This window comes from Arthrobacter sp. fls2-241-R2A-200, assembly GCF_030209745.1.
Lineage (GTDB): Bacteria > Actinomycetota > Actinomycetes > Actinomycetales > Micrococcaceae > Arthrobacter.
The window spans coordinates 193,625-206,610 of the sequence record NZ_JARVRJ010000003.1; the positions used below are offsets into that span (position 1 = coordinate 193,625).

Here is a 12,986-nt window from a genome sequence, read left to right on the forward strand (position 1 = left end):
GGCTCCTAGCTGTAAACGAAGAATTCGACAGTGGGCTCAAGGACCGCCCATCGCGTCATGGCGCCTTTGGACAGGGACGCCATGGAACCTGCGGTGAGTTCGAAGGTCTCGCCACCCTTGACATCGATGCGGAGGTGGCCCGAAATGATGTAAATGGTTTCGTCCTGGTCGATGGGGAGGTCGAACGGCTCAGGCGCTTGCTCAGGGGTGACTTTCCAGATACCGCTGCTGAGCGAATCGTTGCCGTCATCACCGGGACGGCGGAGCCATTGGACGCTTCCAAGCTCAAAAGAGTCGAAGCCTGTGTGGTCGAGGTGGGCGTGAAAAACTTGGGCCATGGTGTACTCCTGTCATCGGGAACCACGCTCAACGCTTGCGCGTGTCCTGTGGGTAGTTGGTGGTGTTCAGGATGCTGAGCCTTGAATCGAACGGCAGGCTAACCGGTTCCCCGGTTGGATTGTCCCACCCGAACATGCGCCCAATAGATCGTTTTTCGCGGAGGTCTATCAGGAGCACCGCTTCCACGGTCATGACCTTTTCGGTCCAAAAGAAGATGTACAAATCCTCCGCAACGTCCCACACCATGCAGCGATCCGTGTCAGCCAACCCGGCCTCCCCACCGCGGACGCAGTGCCATGTGAAGGTGCCTTGGTTCAGGTAGATGTGCTCGTAGGATTCGACGTCGCTGTAGCGGTAGAAGATCCGCTTACCTACGAGTGCCGACGATCGTTGGTGCACCGTGGGGTGTCCGTTGATGTTCGTATGCGTGAAGCCCGTTGAGGCGCGCACGGTCCCCTTGGATGTGGTGAACTTGGAGACGGCCGTGGTGAGCGCACCGTTGGTGCGATCAAAGATGATGGTGACATTTTCGGCGTCGGCAGCCTGTCCGCGGACGAAGTCGATAATGAAAATGCCCTCGCGGGCCTCAATCGCCTTATAGGCGGCAGTCCCTCCCGAACTTCCTTCCGACCAGGAGAGGGTATTCGGGGTCTGGAACGCGTATTCGATGCGGGAACCGTCAGGTGTTTCCTGGGAGATCTTCGTATTGACCAGTGCAGGCGAGGCAGGCAGCGTCTGGTCGCCAAATCCGTCCACCATGGTGGAGACGGGCGGCCACTCTTCTTCCGGAACGTAGTCTTGGAGAGCTGTGGTAGTCATGCGTGGTCCTTTCGGGATGTCAGACGATTTCGGCTGCGTAGTTGATGGTTGGTTTTTGGGCTCCGCGGACCATACCTGCAATGAAGAACAGCGGGATATCGAGGAGCAGCCATCGGGCTACCCCTCCCTCGCCTCCAAGCAGGGCGTCATAGTTGTCCAAAGTCAGGTAGGCGACCACCACAAAGGCCAGAAGCGACAGAGCCGGCGCGATGGTGGTGACCCAGAGGTTGTCCCTCAGCCCTGATCTGGCGAAGTACACCAGGATGGCCGCTGATGTCAGGAGCAGGATGGAAATGAATCCCGCTGTGCCCAGGGCCACGAACCAGGCGAAGACCGTTGCCATCGGATCGGCGCCGGCGATGAGGAAAGCGCTGATCACTGCCAGGACGACCAAGGAGTTGACCAGGCCGGCGAACGACGGCGCACCTGATCGGGAAACCGAGGACAACTTGGCCGGAAGTGATCCCGCGCGCCCAAGAGCGAAGAGGTACCGGGAGAACATGTTGGCCAATCCAAGGAGCATTGCGATAAAGCTTGTGACCACCAGCACCTGCATGGCGATGCTCAGCCACGATCCCGCACTGGCCGCAGCGAGGTCGAAAATCATGCCGGAGGGGTTTTCGGTTGCCGCCGCTTGGATCCCGTCAATTCCGATGGAACCACTGATGGCCCAGGTGGACACCGCGTAGAAGACGCCCACAAACGCAATGACCAGATAGGCGGCGCGCGGGATGGTGCGACGCGGATTCTTTGCCTCCTCGGCGAACACCACCGTGGCTTCAAAACTGGTGAAGCAGGCGAAGGCAAACAGCAGCGAGATGCCCAGGCCCGGGCCTACTATGCTTCCCGCCGTGAACCCTGCGAACGTAAAGATGCCGATACCTTTTTGGGCGATGAGGGAGGCAATCAACGCGGCAACTACCAGGGTTTCGCCAAGAATCAGGACCCCCAAAACCCTAAGGCTGGCATCCACGCCTTTCATGGTCAGGAACGTAGTGAGCGCCAGAACGGCCACGATCCAAAAGTAGACAGGTACTGCGAGGCCCGCGAGGCCCTGCACCAACTGTGCCGCGAAAACGCCAAACTGTGACCATAGACCAATTTGCAGGCTGAGGTACGTGAGGATGGCAATGCCGGCCCCGCCTGTGGCCCACTTAACTCCGAGTCCTTTGGCTATGTAGGCCACGAATCCGCCAGCGTTGGTGATGTGCTGGCTCATTCGGAGATATCCCACTGAAAAGAGGGCTACCAGGAGGGCGGCAATGATGTAGACAACCGGGGTTCCGGGGCCGCTCGCCGCGAAGATCACCGGACTTGCGCCCACGACGGCGGCCATGGGCGCCGCTGCGGCGATGGCGAAGAAGGCTATGGCGACGACGCCAAGCTTGTTTGCCCCGAGCCGCGCGTTGTTGCTGCTATGGGAAGGCTGTGCAGATTGAGTTTCGGCCGGAGCCGCTGTGGTGGGGCTGGGTTCGTTCATGAGGCTGTTCTTTCCGAAATGCAATGGCTCCATCGCCAGTGCGGAGGGATAGGGCGCCTACGCCCACGGTCACTTCCGGGGGCGTCAAGGCTGAAGCTGCTCTTGATGTGCGGCTAGTGATGCCGGCCACACTCAGAACTATACGTTTGTATAGTTCTGAGTGTCAAGAGTGGGTGTGGTGCCGCCGATAGACTCACTTCATGGCTCAGGAATCACACAGGTTGCCGTACGGAGACGGAAGGGACGCCCTCTTGTCTGCCGTGGTGGAGGTGGTAGCGGACAAAGGCCTGCGCGGGGCAACCTACAGATCGGTCGCAGCGCGTGCCGGCGTCAACCATGCCCTGGTCACCCACCACTTTGGCTCCATGGAGGGCCTTCTGGTAGCCACGATGGAGTGGTCCGTCCGGCGGTCCATTGAAGAAACCGGGCTGACCGGCGTCGCGGACTTTGAGGGCAACTTCGCAGATTCACTTATCGAGAGCGTTTCTGCCGAACCGGAACTTCAACTGTTCCAGTTTGAAATGATCCTCGAATCACGGCGCAACCCACGCATCCGTGCCATGGTGGAGCATTTGTACGCGAGTTACGTCGAAACCGTTGAGGATGCCCTGAAGCGCCGCGGATTGGATACGGACAACGAAGCATCCCTCGCGATATTCGCCGCACTCGACGGGCTGATGCTGCAGTTCGTCACTTTTGGCAACCCCGCCAAGATCAGGGCGGCGGTAACCCAGGTAGGCCGAATGGTTTCCGCCCTCGGCGAGGCGAACGGGACCGCTGGAGAGCCCCCCGCACATTGACCGCAGTGTCCGCATAACGGGACACCACCGTGAAAACGCTTACTGGCCACCCAGGACTGATTAGGCTGGAAGTCGTGACCCGTCGATTCCCTGCCCCTTCGCCGCTGCAATGATCGGCGTCCTCTCGGGTTTTTTCGTAGTGTGGGCCATCATCCTGGTGGGCATGTTCGTTGGCCGCCGGGGGATTTTGGGCGAGAACGCACGCTCGGTCCTGAGTTCCCTGACATTCTTCGTTGCCAGCCCGGCGCTGTTGTTCGAGACCCTGAGTAAAGCCAACCTGCACGACGTTTTCGCTGCCCCACTTCTTGTCACTGCGGTGGGCGCTGTGATCACCGGCCTGCTCTTCTTCCTGATCGTGAAGTTCTGGCTGGGACGCACCATGCCTGAGGCCCTGATGTCCTCCATGAGTGCGTCCTTGGCCAACTCGGCAAACCTCGGCATCCCCATCGCGGTTTTTGTCCTGGGCGATGCCAGTTATGTGGCGCCCTTGCTTATTTTCCAGCTGGCGTTCTACACACCGATGTACCTGATGGCCCTCGACGCCAGCACCAGCGCGCACCGCACCACTCCCCTGCGCTTCCTGCTGATGATCGTCAGGAATCCCATGATTGTGGGCTCTGCGCTGGGCCTGGTCGCGGCCGGCACGGGGTTCCAGGTGCCCTCGCTCATCCTTGAACCGATCCACCTGATTGGGGGAGCCGCGATCCCGGCCATGCTGATGTCCTTTGGCATGAGCCTGAACGGCTCCAAACCGCTGCAGAGGGACGCCGGGCGCCGGACGGACACCCTGCTGGCAAGCGGCTTCAAGCTGGTGGTCCACCCCTTGGTTGCATATCTCTTTGCCAGGTTCGCCCTGGGCATTGACGGGCATGCACTCTTCGCAGTGGTGGTGACATCGGCGTTGCCCACGGCGCAGAACGTGTTCGTGGCCGCGAACCGCTACCAGGCCGGGCTCACGGTAGCCAAGGACACGGTGCTCATCACCACGGTTGTGGCAGTGCCCGCAATGATCGTGGTGGCCCTGCTTCTGACATAAACGCTCCCCGGGCCGGCCTATTCGACGTCGGCCCGGGCGAGGTAGTGGTCCAGGAGTTGCGCGCAGCGGATGAAGCCCAGATGCGAGTACGCCTGCGGGTGGTTCCCCAAGTGGGTTTCCGTGGAAGGATCGTATTCTTCAGGCAGCAAACCGGTGGGTCCGAACAACGCCACCAACTGGTTGAATAACTCCAAGGCATCGTCCAAACGGCCAACAGCGAGGTAGGCCTCGATCAGCCACGTGGTGCAGACGTGGAACCCGCCCTCCAAACCCGGCAGGCCGTCGTCGTACCTGTAACGGAAAACCGTAGGCCCCACGCGTAAATCCCGCTCAACAGCGGTCACGGTGTCCAGGAAACGTTGGTCCTGGACATCCAGGAGCCCGGACAACCCGATGTGCAGGACGGCGGCGTCGAGGTCGGGACTGTCGTACGCAACGGTGTACGACGCAGCAGAGTTGTCCCAGCCCTCGTGGAGGACTTGTTCCCGGATAGTCACCGCCGTTGGCGCCCAGTCGGCGTGCGCCTCGCGGCCGTGCAGGGCTGCGGCGCGGACTGCCCTGTCCAAGGTCACCCAGCACATGACTTTGGTATAGACGTGGTGCCGCGGCGCGCGGCGCGCTTCCCAGATGCCGTGATCCGGTTCATGCCAGCGCGCAATGACTGCATGGGCCATCTGCTCCATGAGGAACCAGTGCTCGTCCGGCATGAACCCGCGGCGCTCGGCCAAATCATGGATCAGTTCGGCAATGGGCCCAAACACGTCCAATTGCACTTGGTGGTCCGCGGCGTTCCCGATCCGCACCGGCCGCGACCCTGCATAGCCGGGCAGGCTCTCCACAATCGCCTCCGTGGACAGCGGAGCGCCTGTCACTGAGTAGAGAGGGTGCAGCCACTCAGGCCCCGGCGCATTCTCCAGGATGCGTCCCAACCAGCTCAAGAACCCATCGGCTTCACGCGTGGAGCCAAGGCTGACCAAGGCGTTGACCGTCATGGACCCATCACGCAGCCAGCAGTACCGGTAGTCCCAATTCCTCGTTCCGCCGATGCCTTCGGGCAGGGACGTTGTGGGGGCCGCCAGTACAGCGCCCGTGGGCTCGTGAACCAGCGACTTCAGCACCAGCGCCGAACGGCGCACCAGCGACGGTTTCATGCTGGGAAGCTGGAGCGTCTTGACCCACTCCCGCGCAACCTGCCCGACGGCGGCACGCCGGTGGGGCTCTCCGTCGGGGTCCGCGGGGGGCGGCTCGGTGTCACCGCAGCGCAGGTTCAGGACCACAGGACCCCCGTAGAGAGGAACGTCGGCCATCGCAGTGGCATGCCTGCCGTCACTGGTGACACGGAAGGTAACTCCCGGCGCGGAAAGGATGATCGGGTCGGAGGTCCCCACCACATGGACCTCGCCGTCTCGGATTTCCATGCTGAAGGGCGCGTTGGCGTAGTCCGGCCGTGGCGCGAAGACCACCCGGGCCGTACCAGTCCCGGAGAGCACGCGGACCAAGCTGGTGATACCTTCCGGAGCAGGTTCCAGGTAGTCCGTCACCGTGACATCAGCCCAACGGGTCTCCACGATCATGGTGTTGTCCACGTATCGCTGGGCAAGCACGGGCGACGTCTTCACGGGTTCGATGCTGAAGTGCCCGGCCGGATCTCCACCAAGGATGTGGGCAAACAGTGAGCCCGAGTCAGGTAACGGGTGGCTCATCCAGCAGATTTTCGCATCCGGAGTGAGCAACGCCGTGGAGCTCCCGTTGCCGATCATGGAATGCCGTTCAAGGCCTACCGCGTCTTCGCCGAACAACCACGCCCGGCGCATCTCGAACAACAAGGCCAGCACCCGCGCAAAGGCCTCCGGGTCCGGGATGGTGTGTGCCGCCGTGGTATTCCCCGGTCCCACGTGAAGGCCGAGGTCGGGGCCCCGAAGGGTGGCGAGCGCCTTCTCGTCGCTTTCGGCATCACCGGCGTAAAGAGCCGCGCTCACGCCCAGGCTCGCTCGAAGCTGTTCCAGGGCGCGGCCCTTGGCCGGCTCCTCCACCGTCAGGTCCAGCACTGTGCCGTCCACGATGAAGAACAATCCGAATTCCATGGCGATCTGTTGGGCACGATAGATGACGCGTTCCCTGACCTCGGGTGTCGCAGGCCGGGTGTGAACGCCGACGCCCACAGGCTTGCGCATGATCCTGATGCCCTTTTCAAAGGCGACGGCCTCGGTGAGGGCCGTTACCACCTCCTGAAGCAGCGCGTCCGTGGCCAAGGACTGGTTGTAGGCGTAGCCCATGTCGAACTCGACGCCGTGCGATCCCACCAAATGAACTTCCGCGGGCAGCCTGGAGACCGCTGCCAGATCCCGCAAGGAGCGTCCGGAAATGACGGCCGTGTGGGTATTGGGCAACGCGGCCAAGGCCCGCAGTGCCACGGCTGCGCTGTCCAGTGGCAGGGTCTCGGTGGACACTCCTTCGGCTGAGCACAGGGTGCCGCCGTAATTACAGGCCACCAGCAGGCCTGGAACACGGGACAGGACCCTTAGCTCGGCGAGTAGCTCCGGGGTTATTCCCTGATCCGCATTCGACTGGACGAACGTCCGCAGCAATCCCAACGGTAGGGACTTCATGAGCAGTGCGGAGGCCGCGACTGTTTGGTTCAGCGGTGTGGGCATGGCGAATCCTTCCGGTGCGGACTATCCCAGTGTCCGCCCGGCCGGTTTCGCTTGTATAGCTCCGCCGTTGCGAATGCGTTACCGACTTACGCCGGGACCAGCCCGGTAACCTCCGCGACGAGTTCCACGGAGCGGAGCCGCTCTTCGGTTCCTGTGCTTTGGTGGGCAACAATGAGCTCATCAGCGTCCGCGTGCTGGGCGAATTCGTCCAGGTACTCGCGCACCACCTCCGGCGTGCCCACGGCCGAGTACTTCATCATCTGGGCAATGTGCTGACCCTGCGGGGAGTCCAGGACCATGTCAGCCTCGTCATCAGTGAAGTCCCGACCGCCGCCAAAGAACAAGGAGACACGGGCGCGCTTCACAGCAAGGTGTATGGCCTGGGCGTCCGCGTTGTTGTCCGCTGCAGTGACATTCACGCCAGCGATGACGTGCGGCTCTGACAACTGGGCGGATGGTTTGAAGTCGCGACGATAGATCGCCACGGCGTCCTGCAGTGCGGCAGGGGCAAAGTGTGAAGCGAACGCATACGGCAGTCCCAGCTGTGCGGCCAGCTGGGCTCCAAAGAGCGAAGACCCCAGGATATACAGCGGCACGTTGGTGCCTTTACCCGGCGTCGCCTCAACACCCTGGATGCGGGTGGGTCCGGTCAGGTAACCCTGCAACTCGAGAACGTCCTGCGGGAAGGTGTCGGCGGCCATGTGGTCCCGGCGCAAGGCACGCATAGTGTTCTGGTCACTGCCGGGAGCGCGTCCCAAACCGAGGTCGATCCGTCCCGGGTGAAGGGTCTCCAAGGTGCCGAACTGCTCTGCAATGGTCAGCGGCGAATGGTTGGGCAGCATAATGCCGCCTGCACCCAGGCGGATGCTCTTGGTGTGCGCGGCAACATGGGCGATCAGCACGCTCGTTGCCGATGAAGCGATAGCGGACATGTTGTGGTGCTCGGCGTACCACACACGGCGGTATCCCAGCTCCTCGGCTTTCTGCGCCATGGCAACGCTGCCCGCAAGGCTTTCCCCTGCCGTCTGGCCCTTTCCGATGGTCGCCAGGTCGAGGATGGAAAGAGGAACAGTCACGGGGAATGCCTTTCGGTACGTTTCGCGGCCCAGCGCTTTGCTTAGCGGGCACGTAATCGACAACGACGGCGGCACCCGCCTTATTTCTGTGAGTTGCGTCGCGCTTGGGTTACCTCTGTTTGCCGGGACGGTTTTATGACGTTGCCCGACGTCCGATTAACCGCCGTGACCCCCTGTATCCCAGCGTTTCAGAGTGCTTTGACCCTCCTTTAGGGTCTGCCGGATAGTTGCAGCCACAAGCACGCATCAGAGATAACTTAGGGGTTTACATGGCACGTTTCGCAGCCAGGACCGGCGTCACCGCAGCGCTGGCCGCCACTGCTCTTCTGGGCCTCGCGGCCTGCTCGGATCCAAGCGCGACGGCGGCAGCCGGGCCATCGGCACCGGCGTCGAACGCTTCAGCCAGCTCAACGGCGCGAGCCTTCAACCTGACACCGCAACAGGACCGGATCAAGGTCAGTGTTGATTCGTCGGCTGCGGCGCTGGTACCGGACGCCATCAAGGCAGACGGCAAACTGACGGTGGCCTCCACCGGCGGCACAGCGCCGCTGACGTTGTTCGCCACGGACAACAAGACCCTTATCGGCAACGAGATCGACCTCGCCTACGCGATTGGAGAGACCCTCGGCCTGCAGGTGGAAGTAGTCCCCGCGGCGTGGGCCGACTGGCCGCTCGGCGTCGAATCCGGAAAGTACGAGGCAGTCCTGTCCAACGTCACTGTCACCGAAGCCCGCAAGGAAAAGTTCGACTTTGCTACCTACCGCAACGATCTTTTGGGCTTCTACGCCAAGTCCGACTCCGGTATTTCCAGCATCAAGGAAGCCAAGGACGTGGCGGGCAAGCGGATCATCGTGGGCTCCGGCACCAACCAGGAGGCCATCCTGATCCGTTGGGACCAGGAAAACAAGAAGAACGGCTTGAAGCCGGTTGACTTCCAGTATTACGACGACGACTCCGCCTCCCAGCTCGCCCTGCAGTCCGGGCGTGCGGACCTGACCTTTGGCCCCAACGCTTCCGCGGCCTACAAGGCAGCCAAGGACGGCAAGACCAAGCAGGTGGGCACCCTCAACGGCGGCTGGCCGCTGCAGGCTGACATCGCTTTCACCACCAAGAAGGGCAACGGCTTGGCTGCCGCTGCGCAGGCTGCGATCAACCATCTGATCAAAGACGGCGACTACGGGAAGATACTTGACCGTTGGGGGCTTTCTTCCGAGGCCATTCCCGCCTCAGAACTGAACCCGGCAGGCCTGCCTAAGTCCTAGGCCCGCACCTTGAGTGGCAGGCCCCTACCCGAAGTGGCAGGCCCCTCAAAAGTGGGATGGGTCGGTGTTGGCGCCGCAGAGAACTACCGCAACGGTCTCGCCGTCGTGCGGCTGATAGGTCCCTGACAGCAAGGCCGCGTAGGCAGCTGCGGCGCCATGTTCCACCACTATCCGGTATTCCTCCCACAGGGAACGCCTGGCGTCGATGATGTCCTGGTCGGTGACCAGGACGCTCTGGACTCCGGTGCGGCGTGCGACGCCAAAGCCGATCTCGCCAATGCGACGGGCACCCAGGGAATCCGCGGCGATTCCGGACACCGCCACATCCACGGGCCCACCCTTCGCCAGGGCCGTGTGCAGGGTCGGGACCGTCTCAGGTTCGACGCCGACAACGCGCGCTTTACCCTCTGCCGCCGCAGCGATGCCGCCCATCAGCCCGCCTCCGCCGACAGCGACGAGGATAGTGTCGACGCCGGGCAGTTCGTCCAGCAGCTCAAGGCCCACACCCCCGGCACCTGCAACAATTTCCGGCTGATCGTAGGCATGGCAGTAGACGGCGCCCTTGTCTTCGGAAAAGCGAATGGCCGCAGCGTAGGCTTCGGCATACTCGGCCCCACCTTGGACTACCCGGGCACCAATGGCGTACAGCTTGTGGACCTTGTTGGCCGGCGCGGATTCGGGGACGAAGACGGTGGCGGGGACTCCCAGCTTGGCAGCGGCATAGGCATTGGCCAGGCCGGCGTTGCCACCTGAGGCGACAACAATGCCGATCGCGGGGTCCAGTTCGCCATCTTCCCGGGCCGACAGCAGGCGGTTGAACGCACCGCGGGCCTTGAAGGAGCCGGTGTGCTGCATGTACTCGCACTTGAACCAAAGGTTGTAGGGCTCCCGGTTGCCGCTCTCGGCCAAGGGCGTGTGGCGGACCCAGCCTGCCGTCCGTGAGTAAGCCGCTTCCACTTCTTCGCGCGTGACCATCCGTGCACCTTTCGTCCGACTTTCATCCTAGGGTGCCTTGGAGCGGATGCGCACACGGTGTTTACTGGGAAGGAGGCCCTCTGTGGAGTGCACACATCGCCCGTCCACCGCTGAAGAAGCTGCTGAAGAAGAGGATCAGGAATCATGGACATCACCTTGAATAACGGCGTCGTCATGCCAGCACTCGGCTTGGGCGTGTTCCAGAGCGCCCCTGAGGAGACGACCGCGGCCGTTGAGTCAGCGCTTGCAACCGGCTACCGGCACATCGACACCGCCGCGGCCTATGGTAACGAGCGCGAGGTGGGCGAAGGCATCCGCAACTCCGGCCTGGACAGATCGGAGATATTCATTGAGACCAAGGTCTGGGTGAGCGACTTCGGCTACGACGAAACGCTCCATGCATGGGAAAAGGCCGTAGGGAAACTCGGAGTCGAGCAACTGGACCTTCTCATCCTGCACCAGCCCGCACCGGACCGGTTCCAAAAAACCATCGCCGCTTACAAAGCCTTGGAGCAACTGCTTGCCGACGGCCGCGTCCGTGCGATCGGTGTCAGCAACTTCATGCCACACCACCTGCAGGAACTTTTAGCGTCCACGGATATCGTTCCCGCGGTGAACCAGATCGAGCTGCACCCCTATTTCACCCAGCCGGACGTCCAGGCCGCCGACGCCGAACACGGCATCCTCACCCAGGCATGGTCGCCGATCGGCGGGATCACCTTCTACCCGGGCTGGGGCGAGCAACGCAAAAATGTCATGGAAGACCCCACGATTGCCGGGATTGCGCAGGCACACGGCAAGAGCCCTGCCCAGGTCATGATCCGGTGGCACCTTCAGCAGGGGCGCTCCGCGATTCCAAAGTCCACCAACCCTGCCCGTATCGCCCAGAACTTTGACGTCTTCGACTTTGAGCTTTCCAGCGAAGAAGTCGCAGCCATCGATTCGCTTGATACGGGCAACCGCAACGGGCCGGACCCCGACGTTGCCCGCGAAGAGCGCTTTGCCCTGGTCATCCCCGAAGCCTAGATCCCGCGGGGGAATGAAGAGTTTTCGCACGCAATGTTTCCGCGAACTGCTCTAGTCCCGAGGTGCGGCTACAGCGGCTGAGCCCAAGCGGCCAGTTGTAGCCGGACCGTGCCGTGGGAGGAATCGCTGGTGAACAATCGGGCAAAGATCGTGAACCAACGCGCCCTCACGTTGCCGGCACCGTTCCGCTGGACCGCACCGGCGTCTCCAAGCCCAGGTTTTCGCGCAGGGTGGCGCCCCGGTATTCCGTGGGGTACACGCCGCGTTCCTGGAGTTCGGGGACCAGGTGGTTCACGATGTCGTCCAGGCCAGTGGGGATGAGCCACGGTGAAATGTTGAAGCCATCCACGGCCCCGACGCGGGCATACTCGGCGAGGTGGTCGGCCACTGCGGTGTAGGAGCCTGTGAACGTGGCATCCACCCTGGCGGTGCGGGAGGTCACGAACTGCCGGATGGACAGGCCCTTGTCCTTAGCCTCGGCGCGCCACTGATCTGCGAGCTGCCGGGCCTTGGCACCGTGGAAGCCACTGCCGCGGGTTTCGGAGGTCTCCTCAACTACGGGGTCGATCTCGGGAAGTGGGCCATCGGGATCGTAAGAGGAAAGCTCGCGACCCCAGAACTGCTCCAGGTACGCGACGGCCTGCTGGGGACCGATCTGCAAACTGCGGACCCAGGCCTTCTTCTCCTGGGCTTCCTGGTCCGTGGCGGCGAGGATGAACTCGCTGGCGGGCATGATCTGCACCGCGTTGGCGCCGCGCCCTGCGGCTATGGAACGCGTGACGATGTCTCGGCGTAACTCCACGGCGTCATCGAGCTTTGGGTGCGCCGAGAAGATCACGTCAGCTTGGCGGGCAGCAAAATCGCGGCCTTCCGGGGAGTCGCCGGCTTGGAAAAGCACGGGGCGGTATTGGGCGCTGCGCGGTAGGCGGGGTGTGACGTCCACGGTGTAGTGCTGGCCCTCGTGACGGACGTGACGGGCTGGCCCAGAGGGCGTCTCCCATGAATCCCATATGCGCTTGACCGTTTCAACAAATGCCTCCGCGTGCTTGTAACGGTCAGCATGGTCCAGATACCCACCTCGGCGGAAGTTCGCTCCGGTCCACGCGTTGTCCGTGGTCACGATGTTCCAGGCGGCGCGGCCCGCTGAGATCAAATCCAGCGAGGACAGCCGGTGCGCCAGGTCTGCGGGATCGTTGTACGTGGTGTTTTGGGTGGCAACCAAGCCGATGTTTCGGGTGACGGCGGCGAGCGCAGCGAGCATGGTCTGCGCGTCCGGGCGTCCCACCACGTCCAGGGCATGCGGCCGTCCCAGATGTTCGCGCAGGCGCAGCCCTTCGCCGAGGAAGAAAGCTGCAAACTTCCCGCGTTCGGCCGTCTGGACGATATGACGGAACGACTCGAAGTCGGTTTGCGAGCCCGACTCCGGAGCCTTCCAGATGGTGCCTGAGTTGACGCCCTGGAAGAAGATGCCGAGCTGGATCTGCCCCGTGGGCTGGAAAACGTCGCGTGACATGGTGGT

Annotated in this window: 11 protein-coding genes; 4 read left to right on the plus strand and 7 right to left on the minus strand. The window is 62.6% G+C overall.

Features of this window, described 5'->3' with window-relative positions; all coding sequences use genetic code 11:
• Positions 1-5: 5 nt before the first annotated feature.
• From QRN42_RS04095 to QRN42_RS04105, 3 genes are read right to left on the minus strand one after another with little or no spacing between them, the layout of a single operon-like run.
• On the minus strand, positions 6-338 hold the full coding sequence (locus QRN42_RS04095; RefSeq protein WP_284978210.1) for a cupin domain-containing protein: 333 nt from the start codon (positions 336-338) through the stop codon (positions 6-8).
• Between the two features lie 28 nt (positions 339-366).
• Positions 367-1,158, minus strand: coding sequence for a MoaF C-terminal domain-containing protein (locus tag QRN42_RS04100; protein WP_284978211.1), 792 nt, complete (start codon positions 1,156-1,158; stop codon positions 367-369).
• A 19-nt stretch (positions 1,159-1,177) separates the two neighbouring features.
• Positions 1,178-2,638 carry an APC family permease gene (locus tag QRN42_RS04105; protein ID WP_284978212.1) on the minus strand — a complete coding sequence of 487 codons (1,461 nt, stop codon included), beginning with the start codon at positions 2,636-2,638 and terminating at the stop codon, positions 1,178-1,180.
• Between the two features lie 200 nt (positions 2,639-2,838).
• Here QRN42_RS04105 and QRN42_RS04110 point away from each other — a divergent pair, with 200 nt between their 5' ends.
• A complete protein-coding gene (locus QRN42_RS04110) occupies positions 2,839-3,438 on the plus strand; it encodes a TetR/AcrR family transcriptional regulator (protein ID WP_284978213.1) in 600 nt (199 codons plus the stop codon).
• Positions 3,439-3,547: 109 nt separating this feature from the next.
• Positions 3,548-4,474: an AEC family transporter gene (locus tag QRN42_RS04115; protein WP_284978214.1), complete on the plus strand. Its 927-nt coding sequence runs from the start codon at positions 3,548-3,550 to the stop codon at positions 4,472-4,474.
• Between the two features lie 17 nt (positions 4,475-4,491).
• Here QRN42_RS04115 and QRN42_RS04120 read toward each other — a convergent pair whose 3' ends face one another.
• Together QRN42_RS04120 and QRN42_RS04125 are read right to left on the minus strand one after the other, a co-directional pair.
• The gene (locus tag QRN42_RS04120) at positions 4,492-7,128 is read right to left on the minus strand and encodes a trehalase-like domain-containing protein (RefSeq protein WP_284978215.1); all 2,637 of its coding nucleotides are present in this window, start codon (positions 7,126-7,128) and stop codon (positions 4,492-4,494) included.
• An 86-nt stretch (positions 7,129-7,214) separates the two neighbouring features.
• On the minus strand, positions 7,215-8,204 hold the full coding sequence (locus QRN42_RS04125; RefSeq protein ID WP_284978216.1) for an LLM class flavin-dependent oxidoreductase: 990 nt from the start codon (positions 8,202-8,204) through the stop codon (positions 7,215-7,217).
• 269 nt (positions 8,205-8,473) lie between these two features.
• On the opposite strand from QRN42_RS04125, the gene QRN42_RS04130 reads away from it, so the two are divergent.
• Entirely contained in the window at positions 8,474-9,466 is a 993-nt protein-coding gene (locus tag QRN42_RS04130) for an ABC transporter substrate-binding protein (RefSeq protein ID WP_284978217.1), read from the plus strand.
• A 45-nt stretch (positions 9,467-9,511) separates the two neighbouring features.
• Here the strand turns inward: QRN42_RS04130 and QRN42_RS04135 are convergent, their stop codons facing one another.
• Positions 9,512-10,441, minus strand: a complete 930-nt coding sequence (locus QRN42_RS04135; protein WP_284978218.1) for a threonine/serine dehydratase — start codon at positions 10,439-10,441, stop codon at positions 9,512-9,514.
• Between the two features lie 144 nt (positions 10,442-10,585).
• On the opposite strand from QRN42_RS04135, the gene QRN42_RS04140 reads away from it, so the two are divergent.
• Positions 10,586-11,467, plus strand: a complete 882-nt coding sequence (locus QRN42_RS04140) for an aldo/keto reductase (RefSeq protein WP_284978219.1) — start codon at positions 10,586-10,588, stop codon at positions 11,465-11,467.
• A 166-nt stretch (positions 11,468-11,633) separates the two neighbouring features.
• On the opposite strand, the gene QRN42_RS04145 is transcribed toward QRN42_RS04140, so the two are convergent.
• Positions 11,634-12,980 (minus strand): NtaA/DmoA family FMN-dependent monooxygenase, encoded by a 1,347-nt coding sequence (locus QRN42_RS04145; RefSeq protein ID WP_284978220.1) that lies wholly within the window; start codon positions 12,978-12,980, stop codon positions 11,634-11,636.
• Positions 12,981-12,986: the final 6 nt, after the last annotated feature.